This is a genomic window from Streptomyces sp. NPDC040432 (genome assembly GCF_055595445.1).
This window is the reverse complement of record NZ_JBVIVP010000026.1, coordinates 66,938-81,750: the sequence shown is the minus strand read 5'-3', so window position 1 is coordinate 81,750 and position 14,813 is coordinate 66,938. Positions and strand designations below refer to the sequence as shown.

Annotated in this window: 13 protein-coding genes; 11 read left to right on the top strand and 2 right to left on the bottom strand. The window is 72.3% G+C overall.

The window, feature by feature from the left end:
• Positions 1-32: 32 nt before the first annotated feature.
• Both ACZ58N_RS33575 and ACZ58N_RS33570 read right to left on the bottom strand, forming a co-directional pair.
• The gene (locus ACZ58N_RS33575) at positions 33-1,151 is read right to left on the bottom strand and encodes a peptidoglycan-binding protein (protein ID WP_471167744.1); all 1,119 of its coding nucleotides are present in this window, start codon (positions 1,149-1,151) and stop codon (positions 33-35) included.
• Entirely contained in the window at positions 1,136-1,642 is a 507-nt protein-coding gene (locus ACZ58N_RS33570) for a hypothetical protein (protein ID WP_471167742.1), read from the bottom strand. The genes ACZ58N_RS33575 and ACZ58N_RS33570 overlap by 16 nt, the downstream gene beginning before the upstream one ends.
• 90 nt (positions 1,643-1,732) lie before the next feature.
• Between ACZ58N_RS33570 and ACZ58N_RS33565 the strand changes: the two genes are divergently transcribed.
• The 11 genes from ACZ58N_RS33565 to ACZ58N_RS33515 all read left to right on the top strand — a co-directional run bounded on the left by ACZ58N_RS33565 (position 1,733) and on the right by ACZ58N_RS33515 (position 14,810).
• Complete coding sequence (locus ACZ58N_RS33565) at positions 1,733-2,398, top strand: response regulator transcription factor (RefSeq protein ID WP_471167740.1); 666 nt, start codon at positions 1,733-1,735, stop codon at positions 2,396-2,398.
• Positions 2,395-3,681 carry a sensor histidine kinase gene (locus ACZ58N_RS33560; RefSeq protein ID WP_471167738.1) on the top strand — a complete coding sequence of 429 codons (1,287 nt, stop codon included), beginning with the start codon at positions 2,395-2,397 and terminating at the stop codon, positions 3,679-3,681. The genes ACZ58N_RS33565 and ACZ58N_RS33560 overlap by 4 nt, the downstream gene beginning before the upstream one ends.
• Entirely contained in the window at positions 3,678-4,493 is an 816-nt protein-coding gene (locus ACZ58N_RS33555) for a L,D-transpeptidase family protein (RefSeq protein WP_471167735.1), read from the top strand. The genes ACZ58N_RS33560 and ACZ58N_RS33555 overlap by 4 nt, the downstream gene beginning before the upstream one ends.
• Positions 4,494-5,177: 684 nt before the next feature.
• Complete coding sequence (locus tag ACZ58N_RS33550; RefSeq protein ID WP_471167732.1) at positions 5,178-6,125, top strand: LLM class F420-dependent oxidoreductase; 948 nt, start codon at positions 5,178-5,180, stop codon at positions 6,123-6,125.
• Between the two features lie 10 nt (positions 6,126-6,135).
• Entirely contained in the window at positions 6,136-6,921 is a 786-nt protein-coding gene (locus ACZ58N_RS33545; protein ID WP_471167729.1) for an SDR family NAD(P)-dependent oxidoreductase, read from the top strand.
• Between the two features lie 166 nt (positions 6,922-7,087).
• Entirely contained in the window at positions 7,088-8,215 is a 1,128-nt protein-coding gene (locus tag ACZ58N_RS33540) for an LLM class flavin-dependent oxidoreductase (protein WP_356883612.1), read from the top strand.
• Positions 8,216-8,409: 194 nt separating this feature from the next.
• Positions 8,410-10,149 (top strand): N-acyl-D-amino-acid deacylase family protein, encoded by a 1,740-nt coding sequence (locus tag ACZ58N_RS33535; RefSeq protein WP_471167726.1) that lies wholly within the window; start codon positions 8,410-8,412, stop codon positions 10,147-10,149.
• Positions 10,146-11,618, top strand: coding sequence for an aldehyde dehydrogenase family protein (locus ACZ58N_RS33530; protein ID WP_471167723.1), 1,473 nt, complete (start codon positions 10,146-10,148; stop codon positions 11,616-11,618). Before ACZ58N_RS33535 ends, ACZ58N_RS33530 begins: the two co-directional genes overlap by 4 nt.
• Positions 11,619-11,931: 313 nt before the next feature.
• On the top strand, positions 11,932-12,852 hold the full coding sequence (locus ACZ58N_RS33525; RefSeq protein ID WP_471167720.1) for a hypothetical protein: 921 nt from the start codon (positions 11,932-11,934) through the stop codon (positions 12,850-12,852).
• Between the two features lie 3 nt (positions 12,853-12,855).
• A complete protein-coding gene (locus ACZ58N_RS33520) occupies positions 12,856-13,590 on the top strand; it encodes a DUF5819 family protein (RefSeq protein WP_471167718.1) in 735 nt (244 codons plus the stop codon).
• Entirely contained in the window at positions 13,587-14,810 is a 1,224-nt protein-coding gene (locus tag ACZ58N_RS33515; RefSeq protein ID WP_471167715.1) for an HTTM domain-containing protein, read from the top strand. The genes ACZ58N_RS33520 and ACZ58N_RS33515 overlap by 4 nt, the downstream gene beginning before the upstream one ends.
• Positions 14,811-14,813 lie beyond the last annotated feature (3 nt).

Here is a 14,813-nt window from a genome sequence, read left to right as displayed (position 1 = left end):
GTGCTCCGTCAGGGGCTCGGGTACGTGCCGGCTCACAGCTTCGGCACCCCCACCTGCATGCCCTCCTTGAGGGCGTCGCCGGTCACCTCGACGCGGCCGTTGCCGAACATGCCGAGCTCGACCTTGACGTCGCGGGTCCGGCCGTCCTCGACGACCTGGACGCCGAAACCACCGCCCGGCAGGGCCAGCAGGGCGTTGACCGGTACGGACAGCACGCCCTTGCGGGTCTCGCCGGTGAGCCGCACCGAGACGGGGGACTGGTCGGGGCCCTTGACGTCGCCGGGGTTGTCGAAGACGACGGTCACCTCGACCTTGGGCTTCTTGTCGCCGCCGCCGCCACCGCCGCCGGAGCCCGCGCCGCCGGTCGGGTCGTCCGCGCCGGCGGTACCGCCGACGGAGTCGATCTTCCCGGTGGCGGTGGCCCCTCCGGGCAGCCGCACGGTCACCTTGTCGCCGGTCCGCGCCGCTTCCGCCTTCGCCGCCTCCAGCTGGAGGCGGGCGATCCGCTCGGTCCCGGTCACGGTGAGCACCGGCTTGCCCGGTCCGGGTTCGTCGCCGACCGCCGAGTCGTTCCGCTTGATGCGCTGGGGGCCGGTCGCGAAAGCGATGTCCTCCTTCGCGACCTCCCCGGTCTCCGACACCTTGTGGGCCTTCTGCCAGCGTTTCACCGCGGCCGTCGTCCCCGTGGTGAAGGTGGCGTCCGAGGCGTCGAGACCCGTTCCCCAGCCGAGGGCGATCAGGTTCCGCTTGAGTTGTTTGACGTCATCGCCCCGGTCACCCGCCTTCAAGGGCCGGTACATGGGCGTGGACCCGTACATCAGCCGCACCGGTTTCCCGTTGATCTCGAACAGCTTCGCGTCGCGCTCGACCGCCGAGCCCTCGGGGGCGGTCCAGGTGAGGACGCCGGGGGCGGGCGCGCCCAGCTTGCGTTCCTGCGCGTAGCCGAGGGTGCCCTCCACCTGGAGGCCCGCGCCGAGGTCGCCGCGCTGCACCGGTGCGGTGGCCGGGGGGAGACCGTCGGCGTGTTCCTGCCGTTGGCCGTCCCGCGGGGGCTGGGCCAGAACGACGTACCCGCCGCCCGAGACGGCGAGGACCACCGCCAGGGTCCCCATCAGCCATGTGCCGCGCCGGGCCATCAGGCCGCTTCGCACTTCTTCTGGGCCTCCTCGAAGGCCTTCTCCTGTCCCTTGGGGATCTCGATGCCCGACTTCATGCCGCCGGGGAGGTATTCGGGATCCTTGAGGTCCACGCCGTTCTTGCGCATGCACTGGACCCAGCGCAGTTCCTTGTCCTTCTCCTCCTGCGTCGGCTCCTTGCCGGCGCCTGGGGCGCTCATCCCGCAGGCCTTCATGGCCTCTTCCATCTTCTGCGGGTCGGCGCCGCCGCCGACGGTCATGCCGTTCGGATTCTGGCCGGGCTCGGGGTCGGGTGCGTCCATCCCGTGCTCGCGCAGGCACTGGCGCATCTTCACGGCCGCGTCCGCGTCGGCTCCGCCGTTGCCGCCGCCGCTCGCGGAGCTGCCCTTGCCGTCGCCGTCCTTGCCGTCGCTCCCGCCGGACGCCGCACCGTTCGTGCAGGCGGTGACGAGGAGGGTCAGGCCGGTCAGCGCGGCGGCCGTGGTCATGGTCAGGGATCGCTTCATGGGCCCGAGCGTGCGGGAAAGAGAGGTTTCGCTTCCCTCTCGCAGTCCGCTTACAACGGCGAAATGTTCTCCTCCTGTAGAGAGGACGGCATGCGAGTTCTGGTGGTGGAGGACGAGGCGTTCCTGCGGGAGATGATCGCCGAGGGGTTGCGCCGTGACGCGCTGGCCGTCGACGAGGCGGCCGACGGACTGGAGGCGTTGAGCCGCCTGCGGCTGGGGGACTACGACGTCCTCGTCCTGGACCGTGACCTGCCCGGTCTGCACGGCGACGAGGTCTGCCGTCAGGTGGTGCGCGAGCGGCTGCTGACGCGGGTCCTGATGCTGACGGCCTCGGGTACCGTCCGCGACCGCGTGGATGGCCTGGGCCTCGGCGCCGACGACTACCTCACCAAGCCGTTCGCCTACGACGAGCTCCTCGCCCGGGTCCTGGCCCTCGGCCGGCGCGCACGGCCGGCGCTGCCGCCGGTCCTGGAACGGGCCGGACTCGCCCTGGACACGGCCCGCCGCTCCGCCGGCCGCGACGGGCACCGGCTGCCGCTCTCGCGCAAGGAGTTCGCGGTGCTGGAGGCGCTGCTGCGCGCCGAGGGCGCGGTGCTGAGCAGCGACGACCTGATCGAGCGGGTGTGGGAGGAGGGCACGGGCTACAGCACGAACGCGGTTCGGGTCACGCTCAGCAAGTTGCGCGCCAAACTGGGCGAGCCGCCGCTGATCGAGACGGTCCCGGGCGCGGGCTACCGGATCACCGGTCCGCGATGAGAGCGGTGCTCCATTCCGAGCGCGCCCGTCTCACCGCGCTGTACGGCACGCTGCTGGTCCTCGCGGGCGGCGGCCTGGTCGCGCTCGTCAACGTCCTGCTGCGCAAGGGGCTCGGGTCGCGGGTCAGCGGGGCCGTCACCACGGTGATGCCCGGCCTCCCCGTCGACGGCCGCGACCCCGTCCCGGGCGAGAAGGTCTTCGTACCGGCGCAGAAGCTGCCGCCCGGTGTCGCCCCGTCCGAGGCGCAGCTCGCGCAGTGGGCGGCGACGAAGAACGTGTCCCGCGCCGCCGAACAGGCCGCGCTGCACGAGCTGACGGTGGTGTCCCTCGTCGCGTTGGCCCTGTTCGCGGTGCTGTCGGTGTGGCTGGCCTGGTGGATGGCGGGCCGGGTGCTGCGCCCGGTCGGCGTGATCACGGAGAAGGCGCGCCGGTTGTCGGGGGCGAACCTGCACGAGCGGATCGCCCTGCAGGGTCCGCCGGGCGAGTTGAAGCGGCTGGCGGACACGTTCGACGGGATGCTCGACCGGATGGAGGGCCTGGTCACCGCCCAGCGCCGGTTCGCCGCGAACGCCGCGCACGAGCTGCGCACCCCCGTCGCGGTGCAACGGGCCGCCGCCGAGATCGGGCTGGCGGGGGACCCGGACCCGCAGAAGGTGGCCCGGATCCGGGAGCGGCTCATCGCGGTGGCCGACTCCAGCGAGCACCTGATCGAGTCGCTGCTGCTGTTGGCGGTCTCCGAGGAGGGCCTGGAGACGGTGGAGCCGGTGGACCTGGCGGCGCTGGCGGAAACGGAACTCGCCGCGGTGTTCCCGTCCGACGGGCCGACCACCGCGCCGGGGGAGGCCCCGACTGTCGTGCGGGACCTCGCGGCGCTCACCGTCAGTGGCGACGGGACGCTGCTCGGGCACCTGGTGCGGAACCTCCTCGCGAATGCAGTACGTCACAACCGGGCGGGCGGCCGGGTGCGCGTGGCGACCTCCTCCGACGGGGTGTTGACGGTGTCCAACACCGGTCCGCAGATCGCGCCGGCGGACGTCCCGCGGCTGCTGGAGCCGTTCCGTCGGAGGGCCGAACGGCGTCACACCGCTGGTGAGGGCGCCGGCCTGGGCCTGTCGATCGTCGCCTCGATCGCGCGGGCGCACGGTGCGCAACTGCTCGCGGAGGCCAATCCGGAGCCGGACGGCGGGCTGACGGTACGGGTCCGCTTTCCGGCGGCACCAGGGCCGGGGAGGGCGGGCGTTCGGCGGGACCGAAGATCACCTGATGTACGGTCGGTTGAATGAGCAAGCACGCCCGAGCCCGCTCCCGCACCCGTTCGCGTTCGTCCTCCGCCGGTCGACCGCAGCGGGCCGTCACCGTTGCCGCGTTCCTGGGACTGTTGGTCTTCGGGGCCGGCTGGCTGTACGCACTGCACGAGCCGCCCGGCGCGCCGGTGCCGCAGACCCGCTCGGACGCGCGCCCGCAGACCGCGGACCGGGCGGCGCGCACCGTGCAGCGCACGGACCCCTACCAGGGGCTGCCGGGCATCAGCGCGGAGACGCGAGCCCGTATCCCGGCGGACTCCCGGCAACTGGTGCTGGTGACGGGTAGGGCCAAGGACTCCTCGGAGTCCGACGTCGCCCTGTACACGCGGCCCGCGGCGGGCGAGGACTGGAAGCGGTCCGCGCAGTGGGCGGGCCGCAACGGCGCCAAGGGCTGGTCCACCGAGCGGACGTACGGGGACCTGACGTCCCCGCAGGGCGTGTTCTCCCTCACCGACGCGGGCGGCCTGCTGCCCGCCCCGCCCGGCACGCGGCTGCCGTACGACCGGGACCCCGCGTTCGTCGCCACGGGCCGGGGCGTGAACGGCGAGTCCCTGGCGGGTTCCTTCGACTACGTCGTGGCGATCGACTTCAACCGCAAGCAGGGCGTGTCCCCGCTGGACCCGGCGAAGCCGGACGGCGAGGGCAAGGGCGGCAACATCTGGCTGCACGTGGACCACGACGGCCCGTCGCAGGGCTGCGTCGGCATCCCGAAGGACGCGATGCAGACCCTCCTCACGACCCTCGACCCGTCGGCAAAACCGGTCATCGTGATGGGCCCCACCGGCTTCTGACCCGGGCCCCTACCCACCCCCCTCCGCATGAGCGCGCCCGGGCGAGATGTCGTCAGGCACCAAAACGTCATGCGTCGGCGCGCCCCCACCGACGCAGCCCCGGCCAGTGCCCCACTCAGGCCCCCGCACCCGCCCCGGGAACCCGCCCAAGGGGCCGGGGACGGGGCGAGGTGTCGTCAGGCACCACAACGTGATGTGTCGGCGCGCGCCAAGGCCCCCCACGAACGCAGCCCCGGCCAGTGCCCCACTCAGGCCCCCGCACCCGCCCCGGGAACGCGCCCAAGGGGCCGGGGACGGGGTGGGGTGTCGGCCGGGACCAAAACGTGATTTGTTGGCGCACGCCACCGCCCCGCCCACGCAGCCCCGGCCAGGGCGCCATAAATCATGCCCGTCCCGGACGACACCCCACCCCGGCACCGGCCCCGACCCCCCGCACCCCGGCGTCCCCGCCCCGGCGCCCCCGACGTTCCCGCACCCCCGCCCCCGGCACCCCCGCCCCCGGCACCCCCGCCCCCGGCACCCCCGCACCCCGTGCCCCCCCCCGTCGGCACCGCCCGACTCCACTCCCGACGCCCCTCTTGCCTGACGTACCGTCAGATACGACGATGGCCCCGCATCCCCCGCGCGCATCGACAGGACGCGCCGGGGCGGACGACCGGCAGACGAAGGCGAGGCGGGTCCGGCATGACACGCGTGTTTCCGGAAGGCCGACTGGTGTACGGGATGCAGCTCCCGATCCAGTCGCAGAGCACCATCTACGCCGAACCCTGGGAGGCCACCGCCACCGCGACCGACCTCGCCGAGGTGGCCCGCGCCGCGGACCGGTCCGGCTTCGGGTACGTGGCCACCTGCGACCACGTGGCCATCCCGCGGCGCCTCGCCGGCCCCATGAGCACGATCTGGTACGACCCGGTGGCCACCCTGGCCTTCCTCGCCGGGATCACCGAGCGGGTCCGCCTGCTGAGCCACGTCGCGATCGTCGGCCTGCGCCACCCGCTGGTCACCGCCAAGCAGTACGCGACGCTCGACCACCTCTCCGGGGGCCGCCTGATCCTCGGGGTCGGGGCCGGGCACGTCCAGGAGGAGTTCGAGGTGCTCGGCGTCGACTTCGAGCGCCGCGGTGCGCTCCTCGACGAGACCCTGGACGCCTTGCGGGCCGCCCTGGGCCCCGAGGAGTACCCGGAGTTCGAGGGCGAGCGGTTCTCCTTCCGCGACCTCGGCCAGCTGCCCCGGCCCGCCCAGGCGCGGATCCCCGTGTGGATCGGCGGCTCCTCGCCGGCCGCGGTGCGCCGGGCCGCCGTGCGCGGCGACGGCTGGCTCCCGCAGGGCGACCCGCGGGACAGGATCCCGGCGCAGGTCGCCCGGATCCGCGAGCTGAGGGAGGCGGCCGGGGTCACCGGCCCACTGGAGGTCGGCGCGATCACCGAGGCGCTGTACGTCGGGGAGCCCGGCTGGGACACCGGCCGGCGGGCCCTGACCGGCAAGGCGGAGGTACTCGCGGAGTCCCTCCGCGAGTACGCGGCGCTCGGCGTGGACCAGATCCAGGTCCGCTTCCGCAGCCGTGACCGGGACGAACTCGTGGACCAGATAACCGCTTTCGGGGCCGAGGTGGCCCCGCTCCTCAACGACTAGGGGCACGGGCATGGGAAAGCTGGACGGGCGCGTCGTCATCATCACGGGTGCGGCGCGCGGGCAGGGCGAGCAGGAGGCGCGGCTCTTCGCCGCCGAGGGCGCCAAGGTGCTGCTGGGTGACGTGCTCGACGAGCAGGGGGCCGCCGTCGCCAAGGAGATCGGGGAGGACCGGGCGCGTTACGTCCGGTTGGACGTGAGTCGCGAGGAGGACTGGGCGGCCGCGGTGGCCGCCGCGAAGGAGGCCTTCGGTTCGGTGAGCGGCCTCGTCAACAACGCGGGCATCCTGCGGTTCAACGAGCTGACGGCGACCCCGCTGGAGGAGTTCCAACAGGTCGTCCAGGTCAATCAGGTGGGGGCCTTCCTCGGCATCAAGTCGGTCGCCCCGGAGATCGGGGCGGCGGGTGGCGGCACCATCGTCAACACCTCCTCGTACACGGGGCTGACGGGCATGGCGTACGTCGGAACGTACGCGGCGACGAAGGCGGCGATCCTCGGGCTGACCCGGGTGGCGGCGCTGGAGCTGGCGGCCAAGGGGATCCGGGTGAACGCCATGTGCCCGGGCGCGGTGGACACCCCGATGGCCAATCCGGGGCTGCTCGACCCGGCCGGGATCACGGACGAGGCCCGGGACGCCATGGCCGACCTGTACAAGCGGGTCGTGCCGCTGGGGCGGGTGGGGCGCCCGGAGGAGGTCGCCCGGCTGGCGCTGTTCCTGACCGGCGAGGACTCCTCGTACATCACCGGCCAGCCCTTCGTCATCGACGGCGGCTGGATGGCGGGCGTGAGCATCCTCTAGCGGGTCGCCGCGCCGGGAGGGGGCCGCCGGTCGGCTCCCGGCGCACCCGACCTCCCTCCCCACACATCTGATGGAGCGTCAGGTATTGACGCTCGCGCCCCGGCGGTGGAACAGTCGGGGCATCGAATCTGACGCAGCGTCAGAAATCAAAGGACGGTGAACCCCCTTGGAATTCGGGCTCTTCGTGCAGGGATACGTGGCCGAGTCACGGTCCAGGGTCGACCCCGAGGCAGAGCACAAGGCGCTGATCGAGGAGACCGAGTACGTCATCCAGGCGGACAAGTCGGGCTTCAAGTACGCCTGGGCCTCCGAACACCACTTCCTGGAGGAGTACTCCCACCTCTCCGCGAACGAGGTGTTCCTCGGCTACCTCGCGCACGCCACCGAGCGCATCCACCTGGGCTCCGGCATCTTCAACCCCCTCGCGCCGGTGAACCACCCGGTGAAGGTCGCCGAGAAGGTCGCCATGCTCGACCACCTCTCCAAGGGCCGCTTCGAGTTCGGCACCGGCCGCGGCGCGGGCAGCCACGAGATCCTCGGCTTCCTGCCCGGCATCGAGGACATGAACGGCACCAAGGAGATCTGGGAGGAGACCATCGCGGAGTTCCCCAAGATGTTCCTCCAGGAGGAGTACGAGGGGTTCCAGGGCAAGCACTGGTCGCTGCCCCCGCGCAAGATCTTCCCCAAGCCGTACGGCAAGGCCCACCCGGCGATGTGGTACGCCGCCGGCTCCCCCTCCTCGTACGCCATGGCGGCGAAGAAGGGCCTCGGCGTCCTCGGCTTCAGCGTCCAGAAGGTCTCCGACATGGAGTGGGTGCTGGAGCAGTACAAGACGGCCATCCAGGAGGCGAAGGCCATCGGCGCCTTCGTCAACGACAACGTCATGGTCACCTCCACCGCGATCTGCGCGGAGACCCACGACAAGGCCGTCGAGATCGCCGTCAACGCGAACATGAACCGCTTCCAGTCGCTGGTGTTCCGCTACCACGACACCTTCCCGCGGCCCGAGGCGATACCGCAGTGGCCCGAGCTGCTGCCCGAGTACAACGCCGAGATCATCGAGCTGCTCATCGCCGAGGAACTCATGATCTGCGGGGACCCCTCCGAGGTCCTCCAGCAGTGCAAGCGCTGGGAACAGGCCGGCGCCGACCAACTGTCCTTCGGCCTGCCGACCGGGGTGTCGTACGAGGACACGATGAACACCATCAAGCTCCTCGGCGAACACGTCATCCCCGAGATCGACACCGACCCGGTCCACCGCACCACCCGCTTCCGCGAGGCCGCCGGTTCCTGACGGCACCCACCGCACGGGGGCGGCGTCTTCCCGGACCGCCGCCCCGCACCGGCCCCGGCCGGAGCTCGCCACGGGCCGCGGCCGGCCCGGCGAGCTCCGGCCGGGGCAGCGGCGCGCACGCCGCACGCACACCCGCCGCCCCCTCCGGCGGCGGAGCGCGCCGCGACCACACCGCAACCCGCTGAAGGGACGCCATGCTCGACCACCTGATCAAGGGCGCCACCGTCGTGGACGGCACCGGCGCCCCCGCGCGCACAGCCGACGTCGGCATCCGGGACGGCCGGATCGCCGCCATCGGAGCCCCGGGCACCCTCACCGAGGAGGCCCGCACCACCGAGGACGCCACCGGCCTCGTCCTGACCCCCGGGTTCATCGACCCCCACACCCACTACGACGCCCAGCTGTTCTGGGACCCGTACGCCACACCCTCCATGAACCACGGCGTCACCACCGTCGCCGGCGGCAACTGCGGCTTCACCCTGGCCCCCCTCAACCCGGACCGACCCGAGGACGCCGACTACACCCGCCGCATGATGAGCAAGGTCGAGGGCATGGCCCTCAAGGCCCTCGAAGAAGGCGTCGACTGGACCTGGTCCACCTTCGGCGAGTACCTCGACGCCCTCGAAGGCCGCATCGCCGTCAACGCCGGCTTCATGGTCGGCCACTGCGCCCTGCGCCGCCACGTCATGGGCGCCGACGCCGTCGGCGGACAGCCCACCCCCGAGCAACTCCAGGAGATGCTCGACCTGTTCCACGACGCCATGAACGCCGGCGCCTGGGGCCTGTCCACCACCCAGTCCTCCACGCACTCCGACGGCGCCGGCGCCCCCGTCGCCTCCCGGCACGCCGGACCCGCCGAACTCCTCGCGCTCTCCCGCGCCGTCGCCGAACACGAGGGCACCCAGCTCGAAGCCATCGTCGCGGGCTGCCTCGACCAGTTCTCCGACGAGGAGATCGACCTCTTCGTCGACATGAGCGCGGCGGCCGGCAGGCCCCTCAACTGGAACGTCCTCACCATCGACGCCTCCGTCCCCGAACGCGTCCCCCGCCAGCTCATCCCCAGCGCCCGCGCACGCGAGGCGGGCGGTCGCATCGTCGCGCTCACCATGCCGATCCTCACCCCGATGAACATGTCGCTCGGCACCTTCTGCGCCCTCAACCTCATCCCCGGCTGGGGCGACGTCCTCGGCCTGCCCGTACCCGAACGGATCGCGAAGCTCCGCGACGCCGACGTACGCGCCGAGATGCTGCGCCGCGCCGACAGCAAGGAGGCCGGTGTCTTCCGCCGCCTCGCCCACTTCGGCCGCTACGTCATCGGCGACACGTACAGCAAGGAGAACGAGGGTCTCTCCGGCCGCGTCGTCGACGACATCGCCGCCGAACGCGGCCAGGACGCCTTCCACTGCCTGGTCGAGATCTGCGCCAACGACGACCTGCGCACCGTCCTGTGGCCGATGCCCACCGACAACGACCCGGCGAGCTGGACCCTGCGCGCCGAGACCTGGCAGCACGAGGACGTCATGCTCGGCGGGTCGGACGCCGGCGCCCACCTCGACCGGATGTGCGGAGCCCCGTACACGACCCGATTCCTCGGCGACTGCCTGCGCGGCCGCAAGCTCGTCCCCCTGGAACAGGCCGTGAAGATGCTCACCGACGACCCCGCCCAGCTCTTCGGGCTGCGCGAACGCGGTCGCGTCGTCGAGGGCTGGCACGCCGACCTCGTGCTGTTCGACCCCGAACGCATCGAGGCCGGCCCGGCGACGCTCGTGCACGACCTCCCCGGGGACAGCCCGCGCCTGGACGCCCGGGCCATCGGCATCGTCTCCGTGCGCGTCAACGGCGTGGAGACCATCCGCGACGACCGGGTGACGGGCGCCGTCCCCGGCACCGTGCTCCGTTCCGGCCGCGACACGAGGACGGTGAGCACCCGATGAACGACCCCGCACCGCAGCGGCTCTACATCGGCGGCGACTGGGTCGAGCCCGTCGGCGGGTACTACGAGGTCATCAACCCGGCGGACGAATCCGTCGTCGGACTCGCCCCCGAAGCCGGCCGTTCCCAGGTGGCGGACGCCACCCGCGCCGCAGCGGAGGCGTTCGACGCGTGGTCCCGCACGACGCCCGGGGAACGGGCGGCGATCCTCGACCGCGCCGCCGACATCATGCAACGGGAGTACGAACCCTGGGCGGCCCTCGCGCAGGCCGAGACCGGGGCGCCCACGGGCATCGCCCGCGGCATGCAGGTCGGCGTCGGCGTGTCCCGGTTCCGCCGCTACGCCCGGGGTGCCCTCGAACCCGTCGAGAAGGGCCTGCCGCCGCAGGTCACCGAGGCCGGACCGATGGGGAGTGCGGCCATCCTGGGCGCCCTGGAGGTCCGCCGGCCCGTCGGGGTCGTCACCTGCATCACCTCCTACAACAACCCGTGGGCGAACCCGGCGGGCAAGGTCGCCCCGGCCCTGGCCATGGGCAACACGGTCGTCGTGAAGCCGGCGCCGCAGGACCCGCTGTCCGTGTTCAGGATGGCCGAGGCCCTCCACGAGGCCGGGGTACCCGCCGGCGTCGTCAACGTGGTCTCCGGTACGTCGGTGGAGGTCGGCGAGGCCGCGGTGGACTCCCCGCACGTGGACATGGTGTCCTTCACCGGCTCCACGGCCGTCGGACAGCGCATCGCCGAGGTGTGCGGCCGGACCATGAAACGGCAGCTGATGGAGCTCGGCGGCAAGGGCGCGGCGATCGTCCTCGACGACGCCGACCTGGACTCCGCCGTCATGGGCATCGGCACCACCTTCTCCTTCTACAGCGGACAGATCTGCACCGCGCCGACCCGCGTGATCGTGCACCGGTCGGTGTACGCGCAGCTCGTGGAGAAGCTGACCGGCTACCTGGCCTTCATGAAGGTCGGGGATCCGGCCGAGCGCGGCACGGTCGTCGGCCCCGTGATCTCGGCGGCGCACCGCGACCGCGTCGAGTCGTACGTGGAGCTCGGCCGCAAGGAAGGCGCCCGGATCGTCCACGGCGGGGAACGTCCCGTGGTGGGGGCGGGCCGCGGCTTCTGGGTGGCGCCGACCCTGCTGGTGGACTGCACGAACGACATGCGCGTGGTGCGGGAGGAGATCTTCGGCCCGGTCGTCGTGGTCGTCCCCTTCGACGGCGGCGAGGACGAGGCCGTCGCACTGGCCAACGACAGCGACTTCGGGCTGCTCTCGTACGTCTGGTCCGGGGACTCGGCCCGCGCCTTCCGGGTGGCGGGGCGGCTCCGGGCGGGCGGCGTCGGCATCAACACGATCGGCCGGAACATGGAGGCGCCGTTCGGCGGCTTCAAGCAGTCCGGTGTGGGCCGGGACGTGGGCTCCTACGCCCTGCACGCCTACAGCGAGGTCCAGTCGATCGTCTGGCCCGGCTGACGGGGGGCGGGGAACGGGGGGATGCCCGGCCGGTGCTCCCGGCCGGGCATCCGCACGCCGGGTCCCCGTGCGCCGGGCCCCCGCCCGTGTCGCCCCGTCGCTCCCGGTCGACACTCCGGGGAGGGAGGGGGAGCATGGAAGACACAGGGCGTCATCCGGCCTCCAGGTTGCCGCCGGAACGCAACGACGGCCGGGATGCAGGGGAAACGCGTACCCGTCCCGTCCCCGGCCGCAGCCCTGTGCACCTTCGGCGACGAGCATCGGCGGCTTCCGGCGGCCCGCCTCTCCGCCAGTCCCTGATGGGAGCACCATCATGCATCTGTCCAGCAGACGCGTCGCGGTTTCCTTGCTCGCGTCGTCCTTCGCACTGTCGGGCGCGTTCGCCTTCGCGGGCACCGCGCAGGCGGTGCCCGCAGCGAGCTGCACGGTAACGCCGTCGGCCAACGGAACGTCCGTCACCATCACCGGCGAGGGCTTCACGGCTCCCCGGGACCTCCAGGACGGGCAGGCGAAGGAACGCCTGAACATCTCGGGCGGCGCCTTCAAGGTGACGCGGTTCCAGAAGAACGTCGACTACACCGTGGTCGCCGTGAACGAGGGCCAGAGCCCGACCTTCGTGAACTGCAAGCGGGTTGCCGCCCCGGGCAAGGAACCCGGCAAGACGCAGGGCGGCGGAACGCAGGGCAACGTCCAGGGGAACACCCAGGGCAACACGCAGGGCAACACGCAGGGGAACACGCAGGGGAACACCCAGGGCAACGTCCAGGGGAACACGCAGGGCAACGTCCAGGGCAATGCGCAGGGCAACGTCCAGGGCAATGTCCAGGGGAACGCCCAGGGCAACGCGCAGGGCAACGTCCAGGGCAACGTGCAGGGCAAGGAGCAGGCCGGCGGAGCCCAGGGCAACGTCCAGGGCAATGTCCAGGGCAAGGAGCAGGCCGGCGGAGCCCAGGGGAACGTCCAGGGCAACGTGCAGGGCAATGCCGCCGGTGGCGGAGCCCAGGGCAACGTCCAGGGCAACGTGCAGGGCAAGGAGCAGGCCGGCGGGGCCCAGGGGAACGTCCAGGGCAACGTGCAGGGCAATGCCGCCGGTGGCGGAGCCCAGGGGAACGTCCAGGGCAACGTGCAGGGCAAGGGCGCGGGCGGCGGAGCCCAGGGCAACGTCCAGGGCAATGTCCAGGGCAACGGCGCGGGTGGCGGGGCCCAGGGCAACGTCCAGGGCAACGTGGGGTAGCGCATGCGGACGGGGAGCGGCGGGCCCTCGCCGACCGGAGACCCACCGGAAGGCGCGGGCCTGCCCACCGGATCGTCGGAGCGCGATGAAGTCGGCAGGCCGGACGGACCGTTCGGCCTGTCGAGGACGTCGCTGGGGATCGTCGTCCTCGCCGTGGTGGCCGTCGTGGTCGCGGCGGGACTGCACCTGGCGATGCTCTTCCTCAACAACGCCCCGGCGAACGCCGTCTCCCGGCAGCACGCCGCCCTCATCAACCGTTGGGTGGCACCCGAGTTCACGCAGGAGTGGCAGCTCTTCGCCCCCAACCCGCAATCGTCGAACGTGCACGTCCAGGCCCGCGCGCAGGTCCTCGTACCCGGTGCCGACGGCCGTCCCGGCCGCTTCACCGAGACCGACTGGGTGGACCTGACCGCCATCGACGAACGCGGGATCCTGCACAACCCGTTCCCCAGCGAGGCGCACCAGAACGAACTCCGCCTCGCCTGGACCAACTACATCTACTCCCTCGACGACAAGGGCCTGCCGGCCGGCACGCTCGGGAACCTGACGCAGCGGCTCCTGGTGCGCCTCGCCGTCGACCGGCTCGAACCCCGGGTCGAGGGGAACCTCCGGGCCGTCCAACTGCGCTCCGCCGTCACACCGGTGGGCGCGCCCGCGTGGAGCGACCAGCGGATCGACACCGCGACCCAGTACCTGGTCCAGCCGTGGTGGGCCGTCACGGGGGAGGACCTCAAGTGACCACGTACTCGCCCGTCACGGCCGGTCCGACCGCCGAACCGCCGCCCCCACCTCCGACCCCGCCCGCGTCGGCACCGCGCGCCGCCGGGGCGACCGTCCGACGGGGCCTGGTGCGGATCACCTCCGAGGCCGTCGCCCCGTACCAGGCGGCCGTCGTCCGGATCGGCTTCTCCCTCACCTGGATCGTCCTGCTGCTGCGCGAGTGGGTGTACCGCAACCGGCTGTTCGGCACGGACAGCGCCTGGAGCTGGGGGATGGCCCAGGAGTGGAACGCCACGACGCGCGCCTTCTCCGTCCTCATGTGGAACGACGGCCGGCTGTGGTTCGAGATCGTCTACGTGGCGGCCATCGCCTCGGCCGTGATGCTGCTCCTGGGCTGGCGGACCCGCACGGCCTCGCTGCTGTTCATGATCGGTGTGCTGGCACTCCAGAACCGCAGCCCCTTCGTGGGCAACGGCGGCGACAACGTCGTCCACGTCATGGCGATCTACCTGGTGCTGACGCGCTGCGGCCGGGTCTGGTCGCTGGACGCGCGGCGCGCCGCGCGCCACCGCGACGCCGGCCCCGGCGCGGGTCGGGGCACGACCGACACGACCGGGATCGTGCTGTGGACGCTCGGCACCGCCGTGCTCGCGACGATCACCGCACTGGGCCCGCTGAGCACGGGGTGGGCGCTGCTGCTGTGGGGTTTCGTCCTCGCCCAGCTCGCCTGGTGGCTGGTGCGCCGGTACGCGCCCGGCGAGCCCCGCGCCGTGATGGGCATGGTCGGGAACGTGGTGCACGCCGGTGCGATGTTCGTGATCGCCGCCCAGGTGTGCCTGATCTACGCGGCCTCCGGCTGGTACAAGATCCAGGGCTCGCTCTGGCAGGACGGCACGGCGCTCCACTACGTACTGCACCTCGGCAACGTCACCCCGTGGCCCGCCCTGTCCCATGCCGTCGCGAGCAGCGGGGTGATCGTCCTGCTGCTGACGTACGGCACGGTGATCGTCGAGGTCGCCTTTCCCTTCACCCTCTTCAGCACCAGGCTGAGGACGATCATGGTCCTGATCATGATGTCCATGCACGCCGGCATCGGGATCCTGCTGGGCCTTCCCTACTTCGCCCTGGCGATGATCGCGGCGGACATGCTCTTCCTGCCGACGGCCCTGCTGAGACGGATCGGCGACCGCGTGGCGCGCACTGCCCGGTGGGGGCGGAGCGCGGCGCCCGTCCCGTAGACC

Excerpts from the sequence above, each read along its gene's own strand:
- ACZ58N_RS33520 (WP_471167718.1), top strand. The coding sequence starts at position 12,856 with ATGCGGACGGGGAGCGGCGGGCCCTCGCCGACCGGAGACCCACCGGAA.
- ACZ58N_RS33560 (WP_471167738.1), top strand. The coding sequence starts at position 2,395 with ATGAGAGCGGTGCTCCATTCCGAGCGCGCCCGTCTCACCGCGCTGTAC.
- ACZ58N_RS33525 (WP_471167720.1), top strand. The coding sequence starts at position 11,932 with ATGCATCTGTCCAGCAGACGCGTCGCGGTTTCCTTGCTCGCGTCGTCC.
- ACZ58N_RS33570 (WP_471167742.1), bottom strand. The coding sequence starts at position 1,642 with ATGAAGCGATCCCTGACCATGACCACGGCCGCCGCGCTGACCGGCCTG.
- ACZ58N_RS33530 (WP_471167723.1), top strand. The coding sequence starts at position 10,146 with ATGAACGACCCCGCACCGCAGCGGCTCTACATCGGCGGCGACTGGGTC.
- ACZ58N_RS33550 (WP_471167732.1), top strand. The coding sequence starts at position 5,178 with ATGACACGCGTGTTTCCGGAAGGCCGACTGGTGTACGGGATGCAGCTC.
- ACZ58N_RS33555 (WP_471167735.1), top strand. The coding sequence starts at position 3,678 with ATGAGCAAGCACGCCCGAGCCCGCTCCCGCACCCGTTCGCGTTCGTCC.
- ACZ58N_RS33535 (WP_471167726.1), top strand. The coding sequence starts at position 8,410 with ATGCTCGACCACCTGATCAAGGGCGCCACCGTCGTGGACGGCACCGGC.
- ACZ58N_RS33565 (WP_471167740.1), top strand. The coding sequence starts at position 1,733 with ATGCGAGTTCTGGTGGTGGAGGACGAGGCGTTCCTGCGGGAGATGATC.
- ACZ58N_RS33545 (WP_471167729.1), top strand. The coding sequence starts at position 6,136 with ATGGGAAAGCTGGACGGGCGCGTCGTCATCATCACGGGTGCGGCGCGC.